Origin of the sequence: Cyanobium sp. Copco_Reservoir_LC18, from assembly GCF_009834675.1 — a bacterium.
Taxonomy (GTDB): Bacteria; Cyanobacteriota; Cyanobacteriia; order PCC-6307; family Cyanobiaceae; genus Cyanobium; species Cyanobium minutissimum.
In genome coordinates this window covers 86988-109001 of sequence record NZ_ASAC01000023.1, presented here as the reverse complement: position 1 = coordinate 109001, position 22014 = coordinate 86988, and the positions used below count along the sequence as shown (strand labels likewise).

The following is a 22014-nucleotide window of genomic DNA, read 5'->3' as shown; positions in this document are numbered from 1 at the left end:
TCCATGATCACCGCCAACCAGCGGTCCCCGATCACCGTCGCCCTGGCCAAGGGCGCCCTGCTGAAGGACTCGGTGCGCCGCTTCCAGGCGGCCGGCCTGGATTTCTCCGCCCTGCTGGAGGAGGACAACCGCCTGCTGATGGTGCCCAGCCGCTGCGGCACCGCCCGGGCCCTGCTGGTGCGCAACGCCGATGTGCCGGTCTATGTGGCCTATGGCCAGGCCCAGCTCGGGGTGGTGGGGTACGACGTGCTGCGGGAGCACCAGCTGCCGGTGGCCCAGCTGGTGGATCTGGGCTTCGGCGGCTGCCGCATGGCGGTGGCGGTGAAGGCCAGCAGCGGCTACCGCCGGGCCGCCGACCTGCCGGCCCACTGCCGGGTGGCGAGCAAGTTCACCCGTTGCGCCGAAGCCTTCTTCGAGCAGCTGGACCTGCCGGTGGAGCTGATCCACCTCACCGGGTCTGTGGAGCTCGGTCCGATCACGGGCATGTCCGAGGCGATCGTCGATCTGGTGGCCACCGGCCGCACCCTGCGGGACAACGGACTGGTGGCGATCGAGGATCTGTTCAGCAGCACCGCCCGGCTGATCGGCCACCCCCTGGCCCTGCGCCTCGACGACGGCACCCTCCAGGGCCTGGTGGAGCGGGTCGCCACCGCCCACAGGCCCGCCCCGGTGCCGTCCCGATGAGCCGCCTCGACCGCCAGCGGCTGCGGCGCCTGCTGCCCTACCTCGGCCGGGATCGCAAGCGGCTGCTGCTGTCCCTGCTGCTGCTGATTCCCCTGGCCCTGGCGGCCTCGGTGCAGCCGCTGCTGGTGGGCCAGGTGATCTCCAAGCTCCGGGGCGAGCCGGTGATGTCCTGGCTGGCGCCGCTGCCGGTGCCGACGGCCCTGCGGGTGCTGGTGGCGATGCTGCTGGCGGCGGTGCTGCTGCGCCTCTCCCTCCAGGGCACCCAGACCTACAACGTGCAGGTGGTGGGCCAGCGCCTCACCGCGCGCATCCGCGACGACCTGTTCCGCCATGCGATGGCCCTGTCGCTGCGCTTCCACGACCGCACCCCGGTGGGCAAGCTGCTCACCCGCCTCACCAGCGACGTCGACGCCCTGGCCGAGGTGTTCGGCAGCGGCGCGGTGGGGGTGCTCTCCGATCTGGTCACCCTGCTGGTGATCGGCCTCACCATGCTTTCCATCGAGTGGCGCCTGGGGCTGCTGCTGCTCGTCAGCCAGGTGCCCGTCACCCTCGGTGTGCTCTGGCTGCAGGGCCGTTACCGCAAGGCCAACTACCGGGTGCGGGAGGAGCTGGGCCAGCTCAACGCCGACCTGCAGGAGAACCTCCAGGGCCTGGAGGTGGTGCAGATGTTCCGCCGGGAGGCCGTCAACGGCGAGCGTTTCTCCCGCACCACCGACGCCTACCGCCGGGCGGTGACCGGCACGATCTTCTACGACAGCGCCATCTCCGCCTTCATCGAGTGGGTGGCCCTGGCGGCCGTCGCGCTGGTGCTGGCCCTCGGCGGTGCCATGGTCACCGGCGGGGCCATGGGCCTGGGCACCCTCACCACCTTCATCCTGTTCTCCCAGCGGGTGTTCGACCCCCTGCGCCAGCTGGCGGAGCGCTTCACCCAGATCCAGGGGGGCCTCACGGCGGTGGAGCGCATCGGCGAGCTGCTGGAGCAGCCGATCGAGATCGCCGACCTGCCCACCAGCCAGCGCAGCGCCGCCGCCCTGGTGTCGGGGGCGGAACGGTTCAGCCCGGGTGAGGTGGAGTTCGAGAACGTCTCCTTCGCCTACCGCCCCGACGACCCGATCCTCACCGATCTCTCCTTCCGCATCGCCCCCGGCGAGCACGTGGCGATCGTGGGTCCCACCGGATCCGGCAAGACCACCGTGATCCGCCTCCTCTGCCGGCTCTACGAACCCCAGCAGGGCACCATCCGCCTCGATGGCGTCGACATCCGCGAGCTGCCGATCGCCACCCTGCGCCGGCGCCTGGGGGTGGTGCTGCAGGACACGTTCCTGTTCAGCGGCAACGTGGCGGAGAACCTGCGCCTGGATGCGGCCATCAGCGATGCGGATCTGGAGCGCCTCTGCGCCGACCTCGGCCTCGGTCCCCTGCTGGCCCGGCTGGGGGATGGGCTGGCCTCGGAGCTGCGGGAGCGGGGCGGCAACCTCTCCTCCGGCGAGCGTCAGCTGCTGGCGGTGGCGCGGGTGGCGATCCGCGACCCGTCGGTGCTGGTGATGGACGAGGCCACGGCCTTCATGGATCCCTCCACCGAGGCCACCCTGCAGCGGGACCTCGACACCTTGCTCAGCGGCCGCACCGCCATCGTCATCGCCCACCGCCTGGCCACCGTCGAGGCCGCCGACCGGATCCTGGTGCTGCGCCGCGGCCGCCTGATCGAGGAGGGCAACCACCGGGAGCTGCGGGCCGTCGGCGGGCTCTACGCCCAGCTGGCGGAGCTGCAGGAGAAGGGACTGGCCACGCTCTGAGGCCCGGGCGGCTGGGTCGGCAGGGCCAGGTCGTCCGCCAGCCAGGCGTCGATCAGGGCCGCCAGCTCGCGGGGCTTCTCGACCATCGGCAGGTGGCCCAGCCCGGGAAGGATCGCCAGCTGGTGGTCGGGGCAGTAGCCGGCCAGGTGGCGCACGTAGCGGGGCTCCATCACCTGGTCGCGGCTGCCGGCGAGCCAGAGGCTGGGCACCGTGAGGGCGGCGGCCAGCCTGGGCAGCTGCCGCACGGCGCCCCGGTTGGTGCTGCAGGCCAGCAGCCCCCGGGCGGCGCGGTCGTCGGCCACCAGCGGGCTGCGGATTGCCTCCGTGCCCGGCAGACGGGCCAGCCAGGACGGCCGCCAGCGCAGGAAGGCGGCCCCACCTCGGCGCACCCGGGCGAAGGGGCGGGGCTGGAACACGCCGCCCCCCGCCGCGATCTGCACCAGGCCCCGCAGCTGCCCCCCCAGCAGGGGCGCCGCATGGAGGGCCACGCTGCCCCCCAGGGAATGGCCCAGCAGCACCACCGGTCGGCCGGCGGCCTCCCGCTGGACGGCCTCCGCCAGCCAGCGCCCGTAGCTGGCCAGGCTGGCCTGCAGCCCCCGGGGCCGGTCGCTGGTGCCGAATCCGGGCAGATCGGGGCACCACAGCGTCCAGCGGGGCGCCAGTTCCCGCTGGAGCGGGAGCCAGAGACGTCCCGCCAGCAACCAGCCGTGCACGCCCACCAGCAGGGGGGACACGGGCGTCACCGAGGCCGGGGCCGCCTGGGTCCGATCGGAGCCGGTGGAAGGGACGCCCAGAAGGGTTGCCGCGTCAAACCCCCACCCTGCCGCAGTCCGGCCGGCATCCGCCAGGATCTTCAGAACGCGTAGCCCTCTCGCCGTGCCCGGGACCCTTCCGCTGATGACCGACCTCTACGGGCCCGGGCACCGCCTCTGCGCCTGCCCCAACCCCAGCCTGGAGCTGGTGCTCAGCCAGGCCCGTCCGATCGATCTGATCGAGCTGGAGGCCCTCTGCGACGCGGTGGGCTGGAGCCGCCGTCCGTTGCGGCGCGTGCGCAAGGCCCTCCAGCACAGCCTGCTCCAGGTGGGGCTCTGGCGCCATGACGCCCGCCTGCCGCGGCTGGTGGGCTTCGCCCGCTGCACCGGCGACGGGGTGGTGGAGGCCACCGTCTGGGATGTGGCGGTCCACCCCCGCTACCAGGGGGCCGGCCTGGGCAAGGAGCTGATGGATTACGTGCTCGAGAAGCTGCGGGCCATGGGCATCGACCGGGTGAGCCTGTTCGCCGACCCCGACGTGGTGGGCTTCTATGCCGCTCAGGGCTGGGAGCTGGAGCCGTTGCAGCGCCGCTGCGCCTTCTGGTACGCCCCCTGAGGGGCGGGGCCGTAGTAGCGGGCTGCCAGCTGCTCCACCGGCGTGCCGCGGCGCCAGTCGCGCCGCAGGCGGGCGTTGGCCAGCATGGTCTGCCACACCCCCAGCCGCCGCCAGCGGCGGCCGTTGACCCGCAGGGCCGGGGCGAGGAGGGCGATCCTGGCCAGGGGCCGCAGCCGCTGCAGGAACTCCAGGTCCTCCATCAGGGGCAGCGGGGCGATGCCACCGGCGGCATCGTGCAGGCGCCGGGCCAGCAGCAGCCCCTGGTCGCCGTAGGGCAGCTGGCGCCAGCGGCTGCGCAGCGCCACCGCAAGCTCCACCAGGCGCAGGGCCGGATCGTCGCCGGCGATGCGCAGCCGGAAGGCCCAGGCGGTGGAGGCACCGCCGTCGATGGCGGCGGCCAGGGCCCCGGCCCATCCCGGCGGCAGGCGCACGTCCGCGTGCAGCAGCAGCAGCCACGGGGCCGTGCTGCGGTCCACCCCGGCGGCCAGCTGGCCGCCGCGGCCGCCCCCCTCGCGCAGCACCAGGGCGCCGGCCAGGGCGGCCAGCCGCGGGGTGCCGTCCCGGCTGCCCCCATCCACCACCAGCACCTCCCGCACCAGCGCCGGTGCCGTGGCCAGATCGGCCAGCAGCATCGGCAGGCCCCGGGCCTCGTTGAGGGCGGCGATCACCACGCTCAGGGGCGGGCTCATCGCCAGCGGTCCAGGTCGGCGGGGCGGTCGAGATCGTGGCGCTCCGCCAGCAGGGCCGTGCCCAGGCCCGCCTTCCGGGCCAGCTGCAGGGTCTGCTCCAGCACCCGGTCGCTGCCCCAGTCGATGCCGGCGAACACCTGGGGCGTCGCCCGGCGGCGGCCGATCAGCCAGTAGCCCCCGTCGCCGGCGGGACCCAGCACCAGCTCACTGTGCTCCAGCGCCCGGAAGGCCGCCAGCAGGTCGTCGGCCGCCAGCTCCGGCAGATCGCTGCCGATCAGCACCACCGCGGCCGCCCCCTCCCGCCAGCCGCGCCGCATCTGGCGCTGCATCCGCAGCCCCAGGCTGCCCGGACCCTGGTCCACCACCCGGTCGACACCGAGCCGGCGTCCCCAGCGGTCCGCGGCCCCGGGGCCAAGGCCGCTGGTGGCCAGCACCAGCCGCAGGCCAGCCATCCCGCGGCGGGCATCGGCGGCGGCGGCCAGCCCGTGCTGGGTGAGGCGGGCCTGGATCGCGGCCGCCCGCCCCGTCCCCACGCCGGGGACAAGGCGGCTCTTGCAACGACCCGGCGCCGGCCAGCGGGCCAGCATCACCAGCTGGGGCGGCCCGGTTCCCCGGTCCCTCGGCGGTCTCAACCCTCGCGCGGCAGTTCGGCGGGACGCACGGTCAGGTTCTGGCGGGTGCCGTTGCGCTGCACGGTGATCGTCAGCGGCTCGCCCACCTTGCCCCGGTCGACGGCCAGCTGCACCTCCGAAGCGTTCTTCACCGCCTTGTCGCCGACCTTCTCGATCAGGTCGCAGGGTTTGAGGCCGCCCCGGGCCGCCGGGCTGTTGTCCATCACCTCGACCACCACCACCCCGTTCACCTCGGGCAGGCGGCACTCGTTGGTGGTGGCGTTGATCTCCTTGGCCAGCTGGGGGGTGAGGGCCTGCAGGCGCACGCCGATGTAGGGGTGGCTGGCGTAGCCGCGCTCGAGGATCTGGGCGGCGATCTGGCGCGCCGTGTTGATCGGGATCGCGAAGCTCAGGCCCGCCCCGGGTGCCTGGCGGATGGCGGTGTTGATGCCGATCACCTGGCCCCGGTCGTTGATCAGCGGCCCGCCGCTGTTGCCGGGGTTCACGGCCGCGTCGGTCTGGATGTAGGGCACGCGCTGGCCCTCACCCACGGCGTTGGTGCGCTGGATGGCGCTGATGATCCCCGCCGTCACCGTGTTGTCGAGGCCGAGGGGGTTGCCGATGGCGATCGCCCATTCCCCCGGCCGCACCTTGTTGGAGTCACCCAGGGTGGCGACCGGCAGCTTGGAGGCCACCACCTTCACCACCGCCACGTCGGTGAGGGGATCGGCCCCCAGCACCTTGCCGGTGAAGCTGCGCCCGTCGGGGAGGGTGACGCTCACCTCGCTGGCGCCCTCCACCACGTGGGCGTTGGTGAGCAGCACCCCGTCGGAGCGGGTGATGAAGCCCGACCCCTGGCCCTGCTGCTGCTGGATGGCGGGCCCGCGGCCGAAGATGCCCCCGAGGGGATTCACGGTGCGCTTGACCGTGTCGATGCGCACCACCGCCGGACCGGCCTTCTCGACGGCATCGACGATCACCGAGCTGCTGGGTTGCAGGGAGGGACCGGGCGCCGCATCGCTGATGGGGGGCTGCTCGGGCTGGCGCACCCCTGGCAGGGCCAGTCGGGTGCCGGTGCAGGAGGTCAGCAGGCCTGCCGTGGCCGCCAGCAGGGTGAGGCGTGACAGGAAACGGGGCTGGACCATCGGAGGTGGGCGGTCGGCGCTGAGGGAGTCATTAAAGACGAACCTCCGGGCCTGGGATGCCTATATTCGACCATCGCGTCGTGGGCTCCTGGTGCAGCAGGGTGATCAGCTGTGGCACCGGGTGAGCCAGGATCTTCAGGGCAGGCTCAGCAAGCCCACCTACGAGACCTGGATCCGCCAGGCCCGTTGCCGCGACTACGCCGACGGCCTGCTGCGTCTGGAGGCCCCCAACAGCTTCGCCTGCGGCTGGCTGCGCAAGAACTACCTGGTGATGATCGCCGCGGTGGCCAGCGAGCATGCCGGCCGGCAGGTGCGGGTGGAGGTGGCGGTGGCCCCCGATGCCGAACCCCTGGGCGGGCCCCCGGACCTGGTGGGTGAGAACGGCGCCGGCTCGCCCCCGGCTCCACCGGCCGCGGCCCCCGAGCGGCCCCAGGGTTCCCCAGCGGGCTCGGCCACCCCTGCCCGGCCCCTGCCCGTCCAGCAGCGCCCCGGGGCGGGCCTCAACACCCGCTACGTGTTCAACCGCTTCGTGGTGGGGGCCAACAGCCGCATGGCCCATGCCGCCTCCCTGGCGGTGGCCGAGGCGCCGGGCCGGGAGTTCAACCCCCTGTTCATCTGCGGCGGGGTGGGGCTGGGCAAGACCCACCTGATGCAGGCCATCGGCCACTACCGGCTGGAGATCGACCCGGAGGCGCGGGTGTTCTACGTGAGCACCGAGACCTTCACCAACGACCTGATCCAGGCCATCCGCAAGGACGGCATGCAGGCCTTCCGGGATCGCTACCGGGCCGCCGACCTGATCCTTGTGGACGACATCCAGTTCATCGAGGGCAAGGAGTACACCCAGGAGGAGTTCTTCCACACCTTCAACGCCCTGCATGAGGCGGGCCGCCAGATCGTGATCGCCAGCGACCGGCCCCCCAGCCAGATCCCCCGGCTGCAGGAGCGGCTGATCTCCCGCTTCTCGATGGGGCTGATCGCCGACATCCAGATCCCCGATCTGGAGACCCGCATGGCGATCCTGCACAAGAAGGCGGAGGCCGAGCATGTGGCCCTGCCCCGGGAGCTGATCCAGTACATCGCCGGGCGCTTCACCTCCAACATCCGCGAACTCGAGGGCGCCCTCACCCGGGCGGTGGCCTTCGCCTCGATCACGGGTCTGCCGATGACCGTGGAATCGCTCGCCCCGATGCTCGATCCGGTGGGTAACGAGGTGGCGGTCACCCCCCAGCAGGTGCTGGAGAAGGTGGCCGAGGTGTTCGAGGTGCGCATCGAGGAGATGCTCAGCCCCAGCCGCAAGCGGGCCGTGAGCCAGTCACGCCAGGTGGGCATGTACCTGATGCGCCAGAACACGAATCTGTCGCTGCCGCGCATCGGCGAAGCCTTCGGCGGCAAGGATCACTCCACCGTGATGTACGCGGTGGAGCAGGTGGAGAAGAAGCTCAGCAGCGATCCCGCCCTGGCGCGGCGGGTGCAGCAGGTGCGGGACCTGCTGCAGATCGCCTGCCGCCAGCGGCGCTGAGGCTCAGCCCGCGCCGGTGAGCGGCCGGGCCGGATCCAGCCCTTCCACTTCGCCGTGGAACACCCGGCTGGCAATGATGTCCTCGGCCTCGATCGTCATCAGGTCGGTCTTGGAGAGGGCCCGCCCCATGCCGCTGAACAGGCGGTTGGCCTGGCGCATGCGGGCCCGGTCGATGGCGTTGCGGATCGAGCGGGCATTGGCGAAGAAGGGCAGCTGCATGCGGCGCTGGATGTACTCGGCGAAGGCGGCGGCGGCCTCGGGGCTGAAGCGGTAGTTCTCGGCCGCCAGGATCAGCTGGGCGATCGCCAGCAGCTCGCTGGCGGAGTAGTCGGGGAAGTCGATGTGGTTGGCCACCCGCGAGGAGAGGCCCGGATTGCTCTGGTAGAAGACGTCCATCCGCTCCTTGTAGCCGGCGAAGATCACCACCAGGTCATTGCGGTTGTTCTCCATCACCTGCAGCAGGATCTCGATCGCTTCGGCGCCGTAGTCCCGCTCGTTCTCGGGCCGGTAGAGGTAGTAGGCCTCGTCGATGAACAGCACGCCGCCCATGGCCTTCTTGAGCATCTCCCGGGTCTTGGGGGCGGTGTGGCCGATGTACTGGCCCACCAGATCGTCGCGGGTGGCCGTCACCACATGGCCCTTGCGGACATAGCCGAGCCCGTGCAGGATCTTCGACATCCGCTCCGCCACCGTCGTCTTGCCGGTGCCGGGCCGGCCGGTGAACGACATGTGCAGGCTGGGGGGGGCCGTGTCCAGGCCCACCTGGGTGCGGGCCCGGTTGATCACCAGCAGGGCGGCGATCTCCCGGATGCGGGCCTTCACCGGCCGCAGACCGATCAGTTCCCGGTCGAGCTGGTCAAGCACCTCCTTGATGCCGGCGGCGTCGTAGGCCGCCCGCAGATCCACCAGCCGCGACTCCTGCGGCGCGTCCCCGTCGTCTCCGTCGGGAGCGGCGCCCTCAGAGGAGACCATCGATCGCCCGCGCGAAGGTTTCCTCCGGCTCGCCGATGGGGTCCTCGTCGGCTTCGGCCCGCACAGTGAGGTTCACGTAGGTGCGGCCGAAGCTGATGTCCGGGAAGCGACCCTCCTGCTCCGAGAGCCCGTTGAGGCGCTCCAGGAAGACGCGGGTGCGTTCGTAGTCGTCGAACTCGATGCGGCGCTCGAGCCGATCGGGGCGGGGCCGTCGGGTCCAGGGCTGATCCATGGGTCCGACCCTAGATCAGCCCGGATCGTCGAGGCAGTCGGTGCGGGCCACGCACAGGCGTGCGGCCCAGGCGGTGGCATGGGCCCGGTTGGCCGCCTGTTCCGCCGGCGACTCGGTGCTGAGTGGATGGGGGAAGGTGCCGGCGATGGCCGCGTTGGTGACGCAGAACATCGCCTTCTGGAAACTCATGCAGATCTTCACCCGCATGTCCCCGCCGCCGCGGATGCCGGCCAGGTAGCGGTGGCGCAGCCGTTCGGGGAGGTGGCGGTACATGTCCTGCATCAGCAGGCTGGGGGGGATGCCCGATCCCATGGTGGGCAGCGGGTCGGCGTAGAGGGCGCCGTACATGAACTGGGCCTGGTCGGGGGAGATCTGCTGGGCCTGGGCGTTGAAGGACACCGTGCCGAGGAACGGGGTGCCGCGCAGGAACACCGCCTCCACATAGGGCACGGCCACATCCCCCAGGAAGGTGAGACCGGCCTCGGGGGGCAGCACCCAGAAGGAGCTGCCGGCGATCTCCACCGCATAGGTGATCGGCGCCGCCGCCGCCGCCACCAGGCCCTCCTTGATGAACGTGACCACCGCGGCGATCGAATCCACGCGCCCGTCCCGCTCGGCCCGGGCCAGATCGAGGAACAGATCGCTCATCACCCGCCAGAACTGGCCCAGGGCATGGGTGGTGGCGGCCGAACGGATCAGTTCCGTGAGGAACTGGGGGAAGAGCGGATGGAGCACCGCCAGCAGGGGGTCGCGCCGGGTCTTGCGGGCGACGATGGCGGCGCAGTTGGCCGCGAACGCCTCGCTGTCGAAATAGGCATCGAGGCCGCCGGTGCCGTGCCAGAACATCGCCTTCTGGCAATACTCCGCGTACTCGAAGTTGATCCGGTCGTGCAGCAGGTGGCGCCAGATCTTCGCCGGGCTGAGGTCGCCGTCGAGGAAGCGGAACACCGGGAAGGGATTGAGGAACTGCTTCTCGGCCTGGTGGATGAGATTGATGCTGTAGGCATCCAGCACCTCGCCGTAGCTCTCCAGCACGTCCACCACCTGGAGCAGGTGATCGGGGGATTCGGCCAGCAGGGTGTGACCGGCCAGCAGCGTTTCCACCAGATCGCCGCTGGTGGGGCGGCCCCCGGCGAAGGTGAGGGGCGGCTTGGGGGAGCGGGGGATCGGTTTCATGACAGCAGCCCTCCGCCCTGCAGGGCCGCCACCAGCGCCGGCAGCTGGGCCATGGCGGTGGTGGCCTGTTCGCTGAGGCGGCCCAGGCCGAAGGGCAGCACCCCCACGGCCACCACGCCGCTGGCCAGGGCCAGGGCGGGCAGGGTCTCCCGCAGGGCCACCGCCGGCAGCCGCACCTCCAGGCGGGAGTCCGCCACCGCATCACCGCTGGGCGGGGTCACCGCCAGGCGGCCGAAGAAGGCCCGGTTGACGAGCAGCAGGAAGTACACCGCCGTGAGGCCTGATCCCACCATGCACAGCAGGGTGGCCACCGGGAAGGCGGCCAGGCTGCCGCGGAACACCAGGAATTCGGAGATGAAGCCGGCCATGCCGGGCATGCCGGCGCTGGCCATCACCCCCAGGATCATCAGGGTGCCGGTGAACGGCAGGCCCCGCTCGGGGTTGAGCAGGCCCCGCAGCACCTCCAGGTCCCGGGTGCGGGTCTTGCGGTAGACGATGCCCACCAGCAGGAACAGCAGGGCGGAGATCAGCCCGTGGCTGACCATCTGGAAGACGGCCCCCAGCAGGCTGACCGGGGTGGCGGCCGCCGCCGCCAGCAGGATGTAGCCCATGTGGCCCACCGAGCTGTAGGCCACCATCCGCTTCATGTCCCGCTGGGCGATGGCCGCCAGGGAGCCGTACAGCACCGACACCGCCGCCCAGCCCGCCAGCCACGGGGCGAGCAGGGCCCAGGCCTCGGGGAACATTCCCAGGCAGAAGCGCAGCAGGCCGTAGGTGCCCAGCTTCAGCAGCACCCCCGCCAGCAGCACCGACACGGGGGTGGAGGCCTCGGTGTGGGCGTCGGGCAGCCAGGTGTGGAACGGCACCAGGGGGATCTTGATGGCGAAGCCGATCAGCAGCGCCCCCAGCAGCGCCAGCTGGGTGCCCATGCCCAGCTGGGCGGTGGTGACGGGGTTGATGCTGAAATCCGCCTGGCCGGTGAACAGGGAGAGGCCCAGGAAGGCGCCCAGGATCAGCACCCCGGAGACGGCCGTGAAGAGCAGGAACTTGGTGGCGGCGTAGCCCCGGTTGGCGCCGCCCCAGATGGAGATCAGCAGCCAGAGGGGAATCAGCTCCAGCTCATAGAAGAGGAAGAACAGCAGCAGGTTTTCGGAAAGGAACGCCCCGTTGACCGCCCCGCTGATCGTCAGCAGCAGGGCGAAGTAGAGCCGGGGGCGCTGGCTGAGGTCGCGGGTGCAGATGCCCGACACCAGGGTGAGGCCGGCGTTCACCAGCACCAGGGGCATGGCCAGGCCATCGACGCCCAGGCGGTAGTCGAGGCCGATGCTGTCGACCCAGGCGAAGGACTCCTGCAGCTGCAGGCCGGCCTGGCCGGGGTCGAAGGCCAGCAGCACCCGCAGGCTCCAGAGCAGCTGCAGCCCCAGCAGGGCCAGGGCGGCGCGGCGGATGCGCTCGGTGGCCAGCTCGCCCGGCCAGCAGAGCAGGCCGAGGGCGCCGAAGAAGGGAATCAGCAGCAGGGCGCTCAGCATCGTGCGATCAGCCCCCCAGCCAGGAGAGGCTGCCGACCAGCAGCACGATCGCGGCCACCACGGTGAAGACGTAGGTCTGCAGCCGGCCGCTCACCCCCAGTTTGAGGCTTTCGGCCGAGCCCATCGAGACCGCGGCGATGCGGTTGACCATGCCGTTGACCACCAGCTGGTCGAAGCCGTTGGTGATCCGGGCCAGGCCGGCCACGAAGGCCACGATCGTGGCCCGGTAGATGCGGTCGGTGTAGAAGTCGAAGGCCAGCAGGTCCTGCAGGACCCGCAGGGGCCGCAGCACCGAGCGGGACCAGAAGGTGTCCAGCGGCACCAGGCTGCCCACCAGCAGGCCGCCCAGGCCGCTGCCCACCAGGACCAGGGCGGTGCCGCCCGAGAAGGCGCCGATGCCGGGAACCCGGTCGATGCGGGCCATCACCAGCGGTGTCACCAGCACCAGCACCGCGACCGTGACCATGGGCAGGGCCATCAGCCAGTTCACCTCCGGGGTCCGCCGGGTCTTGGGGTGGGGCGCACCCAGGAACACCTGGCGGTAGACCCGGGTGAGGTTGAGGGCCGTCAGGGCGTTGGTGAGCAGCACCACGGCGGCGAAGAAGGGGGCCCGCGAGCCCAGGCCCTCGAGCATCAGGCCGAAGCTCCAGAAGCAGCCCAGGGGCAGCAGGCCGGTGAGGCCCGCGGCCCCCACCAGGAAGCCGGTGGTGGTGGCGGGCATGCGGGTGCCGAGGCCGCCCAGTTCGGTGAGGTCCTGGCAGTTGGTGGTGGCGATCACGCTGCCGACGCTCATGAACAGCACGGCCTTGGCCAGAGCATGGGAGAAAAGCAGCAGCAGGGCGATGAAGGGCTGCTGCAGGGCGATGGCGATGAACACCAGCCCCAGGTAGGAGGTGGTGGAGTAGGAGCAGGCCCGCTTCAGGTCGACCTGGGAAATGGCCACCAGGGCGCCGCCCAGGGCACTGATGGTGCCCACCGCCAGCAGCACGTCGATGGCCACCGGCGAGATCAGCAGCAGCGGCATCACCTTGAGGAGCACCACGGCGCCGCAGGTCACCACCACGGAATTGCGCAGGATCGAGGCCGGATTCGGCCCCTCCATCGCCTCATCGAGCCAGAGGTGCATCGGGAACTGGGCGCACTTGCCCATCGGTCCGGCGATCAGGGCCAGGCCCAGCAGGGTGGCCCCGAGGGCCGGCAGGGTCCCGTTGGCCGCCCAGGCGTAGAGGTCGTTGAACTCCAGCGATCCGGCCCAGGCCGACAGGGTCACCACCCCCATCAGCAGCAGCACATCCCCCACCCGCTTGGTGAGGAAGGCATCGCGGGCGGCGGTCACCACCAGGGGCTGGGCGTACCAGAAGCCCACCAGCAGGTAGGTGGAGAGGGTGAGCATCTCCAGCAGGAAATAGCTCATGAACAGGTTGCTGCTCAGGACCACCCCGGCCATGGCGCCCTCGAAGAAGCCCACCAGGGCATAGAAGCGGGCCAGCGACCATTCCTTGTCGAGATAGCCGAGGGCGAACACCTGCCCCACCAGGCTCAGGCCGGTCACCAGCTCCAGGGCCGCCAGGTTGGTGAGGGACAGATCGAAGCCGATGCGCAGATCCAGATCGGCGGCCGAGAACCAGGCGATGTCGAGGTGCTGGGGGCCCAGGGCCAGCACGGCCCGCAGCACCAGGCTGCCGTGCAGCACCGCCAGCAGGGTGACGAGCAGGTTGAGATAGGCGGCCGGACGGGGACCATTGCGCTTCACCCAGCCCGCCGCCCAGGGCAGCGACAGGAGCATGCCGCTGAACCCGTAAAGGGGAATCAGCCAGCTGAGCTGGATCGACAGGGGAAGGGGGTCCGGCAAAGGGGGAGAGACGTCAGAAGGTGGCCCGTTGCAGGGCCCTGGACGGGACGGCGGCAAGGCTGCCGATCCAGGCCGCCAGATCCTCCCCATGCTGCTGTTCTTCGTCCCGCAGGGCACGGAAGAAGGACGCATTGTTGCCATCGCCGATCAGCAGGCAGAAGCGCATCGCTTCGCCGTAGTGCTGGATCAGGTCCTCCTCGAGGACGGCATTGAGGCGCAGCAGACCCTCCAGGTCGGCGGCGTGGGCGACCGGCCGCAGCTGGGAGGCGGCGGGGGCCACCCCCAGCTGGAGCATGCGCTGCACCAGCCGTTCCGCGTGCCGCATCTCCTCGACGGTCTCCTGGCGGAACCGTTCGGCGGCAGCGGTATCGCCCCAGAGCTCCACGAGGGAGGCCTGGGTCATGTATTGCTGCACGGCGGACAGCTCCAGACTCAACGCGCGGCCCAGGTAGCCGAGGACGCGCGGATGGGCGGCGTCCATGGGGATCAGCCCCTGCGGCCGACGCCGGAGGCCGCCAGGGCCGGCTCCACCTCGCTGTGGGGGCGGGCAATGATGTGGGCCGCCACCAGGCCGTCGCCGACCCGCTCGCAGGCATCGGCGCCGGCCCTTACGGCGGCGTTCACGGCGCCGGTCTCACCGCGCACCATGACGGTGACGTAGCCGCCACCGACGAACTCGCGGGCGATCAGGGTGACTTCCGCGGCCTTGGTCATGGCGTCAGCCGCCTCGATCGCCGGCACCAGGCCCCGGGTTTCGATCAGACCGAGGGCGATGCCGTGGATGGTGGGGGCCATGGAGGGGGTACGGGGAGTGGGGGTCGAAGGGGGGGTGCCGGCACCGCCGCTGCCGCGGCGGCTGGGGCTCGAGGCGCTGGAGCGCTGGCTGGTCGCCGTGGCGGCCTTGGCGGTGGTCCGGCGCGGCTGCCGGGTCGCCGGGCTGGAGCGGGCCGCCCGTGGGGCCCTGGTGGCCGCCACCGGCTTGGGATCCGCCGGCTTGGCCGCTGCCGGCTTGGTCACCGCCGCCGGTGGCAGGGCCGGTGGGCTGCCGCCTCCGGCCGCCCCCCCGACCGCCGCTGCAGGGGCGGAAGCTGGCGCTGCCGCCGGGGGGGCCGGTGTGACGGTGGCGTCGGGACCGGAGCGGGGGGTGCGGCTGGCCATGGGACGGGCGGGGGGAGGAGGAACTGGCGGGGCGGCGATGGGAGGGGCGCTTACCCGTCCGGTTCCCAGAAGTCGATGATGCCGCCGATGGTGAGATCGGTGTGCGTCTCGGGGTTGCCGCAGGCGAAGCGGGCGGCCGAGCCGCTGGCGGTGAAGACCCAGTTGCCGGGGGAGGCCCCGACCGGATCGACGGCGACGCTGAGCTTGCCCTTGGAGCTGCGCAGCACCCGCAGGTTCCAGTGCTCGAGGCCGGGCACCCGCTGGGTGCAGACCAGGGAGCCGGTGACCTGCATGATCTCCATCAGGCCTTGCCTCCCTCGGGATCCCAGTGGTCGATGATCCCCACGATCGTGAGGTCGCTCGGATACGACTTGCTGCCCGCCGCCTCGCGGGCGGCGGAACTGCCGACGCAGATCACCCAGTCGCCCGGGATGCAGCCCACCGCGTCGACGGCCACCTTCTGGGTGCTGCCGTCCTGGACCACCTGCAGGTGCTTGTGCTCGAAATCGGGGATGCGGTTGGTGGAGACCAGGGGTTTGACCACCTTGCAGATCAACATGGTCAGTGTCCTCCTGCGGTGGTGAGGCTGATGGTGGAACCTACCGCCTCGGCGGGCGCGTGGCGCTCCTGATCGCGCACGGTGAGCAGGGCATGGAGCAGGCCCTGGGCGAACAGGTCGGAATAGCGGTTCTCGATCGCCTCCTGAACCCGGCGGGCGTGGCGCACGGCCCGCTCCCGGGCGCCGGGCACCTTGCCGTTGTAGTCGAAGCGCACCACCACGGGCACCGGCAGGCCCCGGGAGACGTTGAGGCCCTTGAAGATCTTCACCCCCACGTCCATGTCGGGGGCGCCCTCCTCGACCGTGTCCATGTAGGCGAAGTAGGTGAGGTTGCGCAGGTGGATCTCCTTGAAGCCGATGCCCACGCCGATGAAGCGCTCGGCATGGCCCGCATCGGCGTAGTGGCCGTCGTGGTACTGGCGGACGTAGTCGATCTGGGAGATGTTGTGCTCCAGCAGCCGGGCGATCAGCCGCACCATGCCCGGGTCGGGGGCGGAGGCCGCCGCGGCCTCCGCCAGTTCGGCGATCCGGCGCCGGGCCTGCTCGGGAGCCAGATGGCGGGTGGCCTCGTACACCGTGGCGGCATCAAGCCACTGATCCAGGCGGGTGCTGCCGTCCATGCCCGGCACGTGCACCCGGATGGCGTCGGTGTCGGTGTCGATCCCCAGCAGCAGCAGGTCGACGGAGGCGCCGCAGCAGAAGCTGTTCTCCACGGCCTGCTGGAACTCCATCAGCCGCTGGCGGCCGCAGCTGGCCGCCAGGGCGTCGTCGCTGCCGTGGGCGGCGCAACCCTCGTGGCTCGGGTCAAGGGAACTGAAGTGGTACAGCACCACCTTCAGGTAGCGCGTGTCCTCGTGGGCAGGATTGGGGACGCCCTCCCGGTAGCGGCGGTGCTCGGTCTTGACCCAGCGGTTGACCGTGTTCTCCACATCGAACAGGGCCCCGGCATGGGGACGGCGCCGCACCGAACTGAAGGGCAGGCGCAGGGCGAAGGCGATGGCATGGGCCAGGCGGCCATCGGCGCAGGGGGTCACATCCAGCAGGTGGAAGCCGCAGGAGAGCAGGAAGGCGTTGAAGTCCTCGGCGGCGGCGCTGCCGGGCTGGCCATGGAGCGGATCGTCGCGGAAGAAGCCGTCGCTAGTCTGTTCGTAGGTCTCGAAGACGCACCAGGCGAACAGGCTGCGCATGTCGAGCTGGCTGACCCAGGCCTTCTCCAGGATCGGCAGGGGCAGGCTGAAGCCCAGCTCCGCCTGGGCCAGGGCCTGGGCCCGCTCGACGAAGTCATCCTCGTGCTGCAGGCCGGAGAGCCGCTTGAGCACGGGCACGATCCGGTCGAAGGCGTCCTTGACGCCCCGGTCGTAGCTCTCCAGGGCGGCGTTGGCCGCGTGGTCGGTGAGCGGATGGGCGCTGCCGGTGGTTCCCTGGCCGAGCCGCACCGCCGCCAGGCGCCGGGAGAGGTCGGCGCCGGAGGGGGCATCGGGGCGGCGCCGGGGGGCTCTCGGAGCGAGGGGACGGATCGTGGGGGCCGGGCGGCGGGGCATCAGGGGTTCAGCCGCGGGCTCCGCCGGAGACCGTGATCAGGGAGCCGGCGCTGGTGCTGCCGCTGGATCCGGTGATCTTGTTGGTGGGCTCGGGCACCGCCTCGTTGCGCTTGTTCTGGAAGCCGGGCATGGCCGACATCGGGCCGACGCGGCTGGGGTTGCGGCGGCGCGCCGAAGCCCCTTCGGTGCCGGTGACGTGCTTGCCCCGGTCCCAGTCGTCGCCGGTGATGTTGAGGCCGGCGGAGATCCCTTCGCCGGTGACCCGGGAGGTGGGACGGGCGTCCTCATCCACCGTCACCGCGGCTGCCGCCGCCGGCGGGCGAAGGCGCACCCGCTCCTGGCCAGGACGGTCGAAGCGGAACTGCTCGGTGCCGGTCACCTTGTCGGCGGCCATGTCGAAGGGCCCGGTGATGCGGTTGCCCTGCTCGTAGCTGTTGCCGGTGACCCCACCGGGGCGCTGGCGGGCGCTCTGGGCGGCCCGAGCCGGGGACTGGACGCTGAACTGCTGCCAGGGCTGGGCGCTCAGGGGCTGGGGAAAATCGGCGTCGGCGCTGGTGGCGGCCCCGCAGACCTCGGCCAGCTGGGCGCCGCCGATGTAAGGGGTGCCGGTGATGTCCTCGCAGGCGCCGCGCTCGGCACCGGTCATGGGTCCGCCGATGCCGGGCTGGATGCCGGTCATCACGGTGCCCATGCGCACCGGGGTGCGCTGGCGGATCTCGGCCACCTTGCTGGTGGGGCACCAGGCGCCGGCCTCCTCGAGGCCGGCATAGGGGGTGCCGGTGACCGCCTTGCAGGTGCCGGGCTCATCGCCGGTGACCTTTTCGGAACGGCCCGTGCGGGTGCCGCTCACCACCAGCGCCTTGTTGGTGACGCTGAAGCCCACCTTGGGGGCTTCCGGCGCCGGTTTGGTGCCGCAGAACTGCTCGTATTGCTGGGTGCCGATGTATTCGTCACCGGTGACCATGCGGCAGGAGCCCGGCTCGTCGCCGGTGACGTGCTGGCTGCGGCCCACATGGGTGCCGGTGATGCCGGTGCCCCGCAGGGTCTGCAGGCTGCTCACCTTGGTGGGGGCCCGGCCGGGGGCCGGGGATTCGGCGCCGATGTACTGGTCACCGGTGAGCCGGCGGCCGGAGCCGGGTTCGTCGCCGGTGACCTTCTCGCTGCGACCCACCAGGACACCGCTCACGGGCTGGCCGCCCAGGGTCTGGCTGCGGCCCACCTTGCGCACGGAGGGGTTGACGCCACCGCACCAGGCGGCTGACTGATTGGCGGAGATGTACTCGGTGCCGGTGACGTTCTTGCAGGTGCCGGGCTCGTCGCCGGTGACCTTCTCGGAGCGGCCCACTTCGTTGCCCGTCACCCGGTTGCCGTGGCTGGTGTCGGTGACCCGCACCTTGGGCGGCTGGATCGGGGTGGAGGGCTGGGTGCCGCAGAAGGTCTGAAACACTTCGGCGCCGAGATACTCGGTGCCGGTGATGGTGCGGCAGGTGGCCGCCTCGTTGCCGGTCGTGCGGGAGGAACGGTTGGCCTGGGTGCCGGTGACGGTCTGGCCGGAGAGGGTCTGGCTGGCGCCCACCTTCCAGTGGGCATCGGCGGCGGCATCGATCTTGGCCTGGCCGCGGCGGGGCCCGGTGGGACGGCTGCCGCCGCTGCGGGCGCACCCGGCGGAGCCCACCTTGCACTTCAGCTCACGCACCTTCTGGGCCAGCTCGCGGCTGCTCATGTCGGGGTTCGACTGGCGGGCCACCGAGGCGGCGACGGAGCTGGTGGGGGCGCTGGCGGACTTGCCCCGTTTGGAGAGGGCTTCGCGGCGGGCCATGACGATGGCCCGGCTGGGGTTGTGCTGGGCGGTGCGCTTGGGGGTGCCGTTGCGGCGCTCCCCATTGCGGGCGCTGCGGTTGGCGAGCGATGCCCCCAGACCGGAGGACGCGGGGGCGGGGGCAGCGGCGGCGGCCGGGCTGGCGGCCACGGGGGCGGGGGCGCTGACGTTGGCGGCGCTGGACCTGGTGGCGCGCATCACCTCCTGGCGGGTGCGGTCGCTGGAGGTGTCGGCCCGCTTGCCGCGGCGGGAAAGGGCTTCACGGCGCTCCAGCACCAGGTTCCGGCTGGGGTTCGCCAACGGCTTGGCGTTGCTGCGATGGCCGGAGACCGAGGCGGAGGTCAGGGAGGGGGAAGCCCCCCGGCGCGGGGCGGCGCTGACGCGGGAGGGGGCCGGGGCCGGCGTGGCCGGGGCGGCACTCACGGCCTCGGTGCGGCTGCGCTGGGCATCGGCGGCCGTGCGCACCCGTCCCGGGGAGGACATGAACTGGGCGGAGGCTTTCTTGCCGCCGTTGGTGAGGGCCTTGCGGCGCTCCAGAGCTGCTTCCCGACTGGTGGTTCTGGCCATGTCCGCCCCGTGAATGGATGATCAAAAGTGATGGATCCCGACCGCCGGCCGGGATCCGCTGTGGTCGCTGGATCAGCGGCCTTCGAACACGACGAAGCAGGCGCCCTGGCTCTGGGTGTAGGCGTCGTAACCGACGAGGCGCACGTGGTGGTCGGGGTAGGCCCGGTGGCAGGACTCCAGTTCGTTGACGATCACACCGAGATCCTTCTCACCGAAGAAGGGCAGCTTCCAGTACGACCAGTAGGTGGCCATGGAGCGGCTGGGGTGGACGTGCTCGACCAGGGGGCTCCAGCCCTGGGCAATGATGTAGGCGATCTGGTCGTAGATCTCGTCCTGGGTCATCGGCGGGAGGAAGCCGAAGGTCTCCAGGGTGGCGACTGTTTGATAGTCACCCACGGTGCTCTTGAAGGGCATGGGGATCCTTGTGGGAAATGGGTTGGGGAACCCGGCCCCGCCGACCCTGGGTGGGGGCACCCTCGGTCAGCGGTGGCAGGGCATGGGGCCGTGGTGTCGGATCAGCCGACGTCGAGCTTGTCGACGGTGTCGAACTCGAACTTGATTTCCTTCCAGGTCTCGAGGGCGATGGCCAGCTCGGGGCTGTGCTTGGCGGCTTCCGTGAGGATGTCGCGGCCTTCCTTCTCGATCTCACGGCCGGCGTTGCGGGCCTTGACGCAGGCTTCGAGGGCCACCCGGTTGGCGGCGGCGCCGGCGGCCGAACCCCAGGGGTGGCCGTGGGTGCCACCACCGAACTGGAGCACGGAGTCGTCACCGAAGATGGCGACCAGGGCCGGCATGTGCCACACGTGGATGCCGCCGGACGCCACGGCGAAGACGCCGGGCATCGAACCCCAGTCCTGATCGAAGAAGTTGCCGCGGGTGCGGTCTTCGGGGATGAAGGATTCGCGCAGCTGGTCGATGAAGCCCAGGGTGGTCTGACGGTCACCCTCGAGCTTGCCCACCACGGTGCCGGTGTGCAGCTGGTCGCCACCGGAGAGGCGCAGGCACTTGGCCAGCACCCGGAAGTGGATGCCGTGCTTGGGATGGCGGTCGATCACCGCGTGCATGGCGCGGTGGATGTGCAGCAGCATGCCGTTCTTGCGGCACCACTTCGACAGACCGGTGTTGGCGGTGAAGCCACCGGTGATGTAGTCGTGCATGATGATCGGCTGCCCGAGTTCCTTGGCGAACTCGGCCCGCTCGTACATCTCCTCGGGAGTGGCGGCGGTGCAGTTGAGGGAGTGCCCCTTCTTCTCGCCGGTTTCTTCCTGGGCGAGCTGGACGGCTTCGGCCACGAACTCGAAACGGTTCTGCCAGCGCTGGAAGGGCTGGGAGTTGATGTTCTCGTCGTCCTTGGTGAAGTCAAGACCGCCGCGGAGGCACTCGTAGACCACCCGGCCGTAGTTCTTGCCGGACAGGCCCAGCTTCGGCTTGATGGTGCAGCCCAGCAGGGGACGGCCGTACTTGTTCATCCGGTCGCGTTCGACGTGGATGCCGTTCGGCGGGCCGGGGCAGGTCTTGATGAAGGCCATCGGGAAGCGGATGTCTTCCAGGCGCAGGTGGCGCAGGGCCTTGAAGCCGAACACGTTGCCCACCAGGGAGGTGAGCACGTTGGTCACGGAGCCTTCCTCGAACAGGTCGAGGGGGTAGGCGATGAACGCGTAGAAGGACTCCTTGTCACCAGGGACGTCTTCGATGCGGTAGCAGCGGCCCTTGTAGAAGTCGAGATCGGTGAGGAGCTCGGACCACACGGTGGACCAGGTGCCGGTGGAGGACTCGGCGGCCACGGCGGCAGCCACCTCTTCCTTGGGCACCCCTTCCTGGCCGGTGCACTTGAAGCAGGCCAGCAGGTCGGTGTCGAGGGGGACGTAATCGGGAGTCCAGTAAGTGTCGCGGTACTCCTTGACCCCGGCGTCGTACTTCTTGCTCATGGGATTGTTCGGATGGGTTCGGATGGAAAACTCAGAGGGTCAGCTGACCGCTCAGTCCTTCGATCCCAGGCCGAAGCTGCTGTTCAGCGCCGGCTCCACCTCGCGGTGGGGACGGGCGATGATGTGGGCGGCCACCAGGCCGTCGCCCACCCGCTCGCAGGCATCGGCGCCGGCACGGACGGCGGCGTTCACGGCACCGGTTTCACCCCGCACCAGGACGGTCACGTAGCCGCCTCCGACGAATTCGCGACCGATGAGGCGCACCTCGGCGGCTTTGGTCATGGCGTCAGCCGCTTCGATGGCGGGCACCAGACCGCGTGTCTCGATCATGCCGAGGGCGATGCCCATGGTTTCGTTTGCCATTACCTGCTCCTGGAGGAGGGGGGTGGAATGTTCGTTGGCAACCTTGCTCCTCCGTCAAACCCTCCGTCAAGCGATTGGGAGCCGGGCGGCCATCAAGGTTTTCGGATCGGCTGATAAGGGCAGCTGATCAGTGCAACACAAAAAGCAAGCTTTGCTTGATCGCCGCCGGGCCGCCCGGCCTGCCCGGCGGCCCGGCGTCCGTCCCGGTGCCTCAGAGCGGCTCGGCGCTGGAGACGAAGCCGACCCCGCCGTAGCGCTTCAGCAGGGGCCGCAGGGCGGTGCCCACCGCGCCGAGCAGCTCGTCCTCCACGAACACGATCACGTGGGCGTTGGCCCCCAGCCCGCTGAAGTCCATCGCTTCGGAGATCTCTCCCGAGGGGCCCATGCCGGTCACGTGCCGCATCACCGAATAGCCCTTCGCCCCGGCCGCGGTGATGGTGCGGCAGACACGGTTCAGTTCCCGCTCGCTGAGAAAGAGATCAATGCGCTTCATGGGAATGGGG

Annotated in this window: 23 protein-coding genes; 4 read left to right on the top strand and 19 right to left on the bottom strand. The window is 70.9% G+C overall.

Annotated elements, in window-relative coordinates; all coding sequences use genetic code 11:
* Window positions 1-3 precede the first annotated feature (3 nt).
* Together hisG and L107_RS13305 are read left to right on the top strand one after the other, a co-directional pair.
* Window positions 4-684: an ATP phosphoribosyltransferase gene (hisG, locus tag L107_RS13310; protein WP_159819579.1), complete on the top strand. Its 681-nt coding sequence runs from the start codon at window positions 4-6 to the stop codon at window positions 682-684.
* The gene (locus L107_RS13305) at window positions 681-2480 is read left to right on the top strand and encodes an ABC transporter ATP-binding protein (protein WP_159819577.1); all 1800 of its coding nucleotides are present in this window, start codon (window positions 681-683) and stop codon (window positions 2478-2480) included. Before hisG ends, L107_RS13305 begins: the two co-directional genes overlap by 4 nt.
* Here L107_RS13305 and L107_RS13300 read toward each other — a convergent pair.
* Window positions 2432-3223 carry an alpha/beta fold hydrolase gene (locus L107_RS13300; protein WP_159819575.1) on the bottom strand — a complete coding sequence of 264 codons (792 nt, stop codon included), beginning with the start codon at window positions 3221-3223 and terminating at the stop codon, window positions 2432-2434. The genes L107_RS13305 and L107_RS13300 overlap by 49 nt on opposite strands.
* A 154-nt stretch (window positions 3224-3377) precedes the next feature.
* On the opposite strand from L107_RS13300, the gene L107_RS13295 reads away from it, so the two are divergent.
* Window positions 3378-3848 carry a GNAT family N-acetyltransferase gene (locus L107_RS13295; RefSeq protein ID WP_159819573.1) on the top strand — a complete coding sequence of 157 codons (471 nt, stop codon included), beginning with the start codon at window positions 3378-3380 and terminating at the stop codon, window positions 3846-3848.
* Here the strand turns inward: L107_RS13295 and L107_RS13290 are convergent.
* Genes L107_RS13290 through L107_RS13280 form a run of 3 tightly spaced genes read right to left on the bottom strand, consistent with a single transcriptional unit; the run spans window position 3791 to window position 6293 of the window.
* Complete coding sequence (locus L107_RS13290; protein WP_159819571.1) at window positions 3791-4537, bottom strand: TIGR04283 family arsenosugar biosynthesis glycosyltransferase; 747 nt, start codon at window positions 4535-4537, stop codon at window positions 3791-3793. The two genes, L107_RS13295 and L107_RS13290, sit on opposite strands and share 58 nt — an antisense overlap.
* Entirely contained in the window at window positions 4534-5169 is a 636-nt protein-coding gene (locus L107_RS13285) for a TIGR04282 family arsenosugar biosynthesis glycosyltransferase (RefSeq protein ID WP_159819569.1), read from the bottom strand. The genes L107_RS13290 and L107_RS13285 overlap by 4 nt, the downstream gene beginning before the upstream one ends.
* A complete protein-coding gene (locus L107_RS13280; protein ID WP_159819567.1) occupies window positions 5166-6293 on the bottom strand; it encodes a trypsin-like peptidase domain-containing protein in 1128 nt (375 codons plus the stop codon). The genes L107_RS13285 and L107_RS13280 overlap by 4 nt, the downstream gene beginning before the upstream one ends.
* A 91-nt stretch (window positions 6294-6384) precedes the next feature.
* Here L107_RS13280 and dnaA point away from each other — a divergent pair, with 91 nt between their 5' ends.
* Window positions 6385-7815 (top strand): chromosomal replication initiator protein DnaA, encoded by a 1431-nt coding sequence (gene dnaA / locus L107_RS13275; protein ID WP_370515491.1) that lies wholly within the window; start codon window positions 6385-6387, stop codon window positions 7813-7815.
* Between the two features lie 3 nt (window positions 7816-7818).
* On the opposite strand, the gene cbbX is transcribed toward dnaA, so the two are convergent.
* The 15 genes from cbbX to L107_RS13200 all read right to left on the bottom strand — a co-directional run bounded on the left by cbbX (window position 7819) and on the right by L107_RS13200 (window position 22004).
* Window positions 7819-8787, bottom strand: coding sequence for a CbbX protein (cbbX, locus tag L107_RS13270; RefSeq protein WP_159819565.1), 969 nt, complete (start codon window positions 8785-8787; stop codon window positions 7819-7821).
* Window positions 8774-9019, bottom strand: coding sequence for a 4a-hydroxytetrahydrobiopterin dehydratase (locus L107_RS13265; RefSeq protein WP_015107683.1), 246 nt, complete (start codon window positions 9017-9019; stop codon window positions 8774-8776). Before L107_RS13265 ends, cbbX begins: the two co-directional genes overlap by 14 nt.
* 15 nt (window positions 9020-9034) lie before the next feature.
* Complete coding sequence (locus L107_RS13260; RefSeq protein WP_201295898.1) at window positions 9035-10195, bottom strand: CO2 hydration protein; 1161 nt, start codon at window positions 10193-10195, stop codon at window positions 9035-9037.
* Window positions 10192-11724 (bottom strand): NADH-quinone oxidoreductase subunit M, encoded by a 1533-nt coding sequence (locus L107_RS13255; protein ID WP_159819563.1) that lies wholly within the window; start codon window positions 11722-11724, stop codon window positions 10192-10194. Before L107_RS13255 ends, L107_RS13260 begins: the two co-directional genes overlap by 4 nt.
* A gap of 7 nt (window positions 11725-11731) precedes the next feature.
* Window positions 11732-13576, bottom strand: coding sequence for an NAD(P)H-quinone oxidoreductase subunit F (locus L107_RS13250; protein WP_159819561.1), 1845 nt, complete (start codon window positions 13574-13576; stop codon window positions 11732-11734).
* Between the two features lie 13 nt (window positions 13577-13589).
* Window positions 13590-14057, bottom strand: a complete 468-nt coding sequence (locus tag L107_RS13245; RefSeq protein ID WP_159819559.1) for a ferritin-like domain-containing protein — start codon at window positions 14055-14057, stop codon at window positions 13590-13592.
* Window positions 14058-14062: 5 nt separating this feature from the next.
* On the bottom strand, window positions 14063-14734 hold the full coding sequence (locus L107_RS16940; RefSeq protein WP_304523563.1) for a BMC domain-containing protein: 672 nt from the start codon (window positions 14732-14734) through the stop codon (window positions 14063-14065).
* A 50-nt stretch (window positions 14735-14784) separates the two neighbouring features.
* Complete coding sequence (locus L107_RS13235; protein WP_159819557.1) at window positions 14785-15036, bottom strand: carboxysome peptide B; 252 nt, start codon at window positions 15034-15036, stop codon at window positions 14785-14787.
* Window positions 15036-15293, bottom strand: a complete 258-nt coding sequence (locus L107_RS13230; RefSeq protein WP_159819555.1) for a carboxysome peptide A — start codon at window positions 15291-15293, stop codon at window positions 15036-15038. The genes L107_RS13235 and L107_RS13230 overlap by 1 nt, the downstream gene beginning before the upstream one ends.
* A 2-nt stretch (window positions 15294-15295) precedes the next feature.
* Window positions 15296-16834 carry a carboxysome shell carbonic anhydrase gene (locus L107_RS13225; RefSeq protein ID WP_159819553.1) on the bottom strand — a complete coding sequence of 513 codons (1539 nt, stop codon included), beginning with the start codon at window positions 16832-16834 and terminating at the stop codon, window positions 15296-15298.
* 7 nt (window positions 16835-16841) lie between these two features.
* Window positions 16842-19220 carry a CsoS2 family carboxysome shell protein gene (locus tag L107_RS13220; RefSeq protein WP_159819551.1) on the bottom strand — a complete coding sequence of 793 codons (2379 nt, stop codon included), beginning with the start codon at window positions 19218-19220 and terminating at the stop codon, window positions 16842-16844.
* A gap of 72 nt (window positions 19221-19292) precedes the next feature.
* The gene (locus L107_RS13215) at window positions 19293-19634 is read right to left on the bottom strand and encodes a ribulose bisphosphate carboxylase small subunit (protein ID WP_015107693.1); all 342 of its coding nucleotides are present in this window, start codon (window positions 19632-19634) and stop codon (window positions 19293-19295) included.
* A 101-nt stretch (window positions 19635-19735) separates the two neighbouring features.
* A complete protein-coding gene (locus tag L107_RS13210) occupies window positions 19736-21148 on the bottom strand; it encodes a form I ribulose bisphosphate carboxylase large subunit (protein ID WP_159819549.1) in 1413 nt (470 codons plus the stop codon).
* 51 nt (window positions 21149-21199) lie between these two features.
* Window positions 21200-21511 (bottom strand): BMC domain-containing protein, encoded by a 312-nt coding sequence (locus L107_RS13205; RefSeq protein WP_015107695.1) that lies wholly within the window; start codon window positions 21509-21511, stop codon window positions 21200-21202.
* Between the two features lie 211 nt (window positions 21512-21722).
* On the bottom strand, window positions 21723-22004 hold the full coding sequence (locus L107_RS13200; RefSeq protein WP_015107696.1) for a hypothetical protein: 282 nt from the start codon (window positions 22002-22004) through the stop codon (window positions 21723-21725).
* Window positions 22005-22014 lie beyond the last annotated feature (10 nt).

Coding starts and splice junctions, on each gene's coding strand:
- hisG (WP_159819579.1), top strand. CDS start 4: ATGATCACCGCCAACCAGCGGTCCCCGATCACCGTCGCCCTGGCCAAG.
- L107_RS13305 (WP_159819577.1), top strand. CDS start 681: ATGAGCCGCCTCGACCGCCAGCGGCTGCGGCGCCTGCTGCCCTACCTC.
- L107_RS13295 (WP_159819573.1), top strand. CDS start 3,378: ATGACCGACCTCTACGGGCCCGGGCACCGCCTCTGCGCCTGCCCCAAC.
- L107_RS13290 (WP_159819571.1), bottom strand. CDS start 4,537: ATGAGCCCGCCCCTGAGCGTGGTGATCGCCGCCCTCAACGAGGCCCGG.
- L107_RS13280 (WP_159819567.1), bottom strand. CDS start 6,293: ATGGTCCAGCCCCGTTTCCTGTCACGCCTCACCCTGCTGGCGGCCACG.
- cbbX (WP_159819565.1), bottom strand. CDS start 8,787: ATGGTCTCCTCTGAGGGCGCCGCTCCCGACGGAGACGACGGGGACGCG.
- L107_RS13265 (WP_015107683.1), bottom strand. CDS start 9,019: ATGGATCAGCCCTGGACCCGACGGCCCCGCCCCGATCGGCTCGAGCGC.
- L107_RS13260 (WP_201295898.1), bottom strand. CDS start 10,195: ATGAAACCGATCCCCCGCTCCCCCAAGCCGCCCCTCACCTTCGCCGGG.
- L107_RS13255 (WP_159819563.1), bottom strand. CDS start 11,724: ATGCTGAGCGCCCTGCTGCTGATTCCCTTCTTCGGCGCCCTCGGCCTG.
- L107_RS13245 (WP_159819559.1), bottom strand. CDS start 14,057: ATGGACGCCGCCCATCCGCGCGTCCTCGGCTACCTGGGCCGCGCGTTG.
- L107_RS16940 (WP_304523563.1), bottom strand. CDS start 14,734: ATGGCCAGCCGCACCCCCCGCTCCGGTCCCGACGCCACCGTCACACCG.
- L107_RS13235 (WP_159819557.1), bottom strand. CDS start 15,036: ATGGAGATCATGCAGGTCACCGGCTCCCTGGTCTGCACCCAGCGGGTG.
- L107_RS13230 (WP_159819555.1), bottom strand. CDS start 15,293: ATGTTGATCTGCAAGGTGGTCAAACCCCTGGTCTCCACCAACCGCATC.
- L107_RS13225 (WP_159819553.1), bottom strand. CDS start 16,834: ATGCCCCGCCGCCCGGCCCCCACGATCCGTCCCCTCGCTCCGAGAGCC.
- L107_RS13220 (WP_159819551.1), bottom strand. CDS start 19,220: ATGGCCAGAACCACCAGTCGGGAAGCAGCTCTGGAGCGCCGCAAGGCC.
- L107_RS13215 (WP_015107693.1), bottom strand. CDS start 19,634: ATGCCCTTCAAGAGCACCGTGGGTGACTATCAAACAGTCGCCACCCTG.
- L107_RS13210 (WP_159819549.1), bottom strand. CDS start 21,148: ATGAGCAAGAAGTACGACGCCGGGGTCAAGGAGTACCGCGACACTTAC.
- L107_RS13205 (WP_015107695.1), bottom strand. CDS start 21,511: ATGGCAAACGAAACCATGGGCATCGCCCTCGGCATGATCGAGACACGC.
- L107_RS13200 (WP_015107696.1), bottom strand. CDS start 22,004: ATGAAGCGCATTGATCTCTTTCTCAGCGAGCGGGAACTGAACCGTGTC.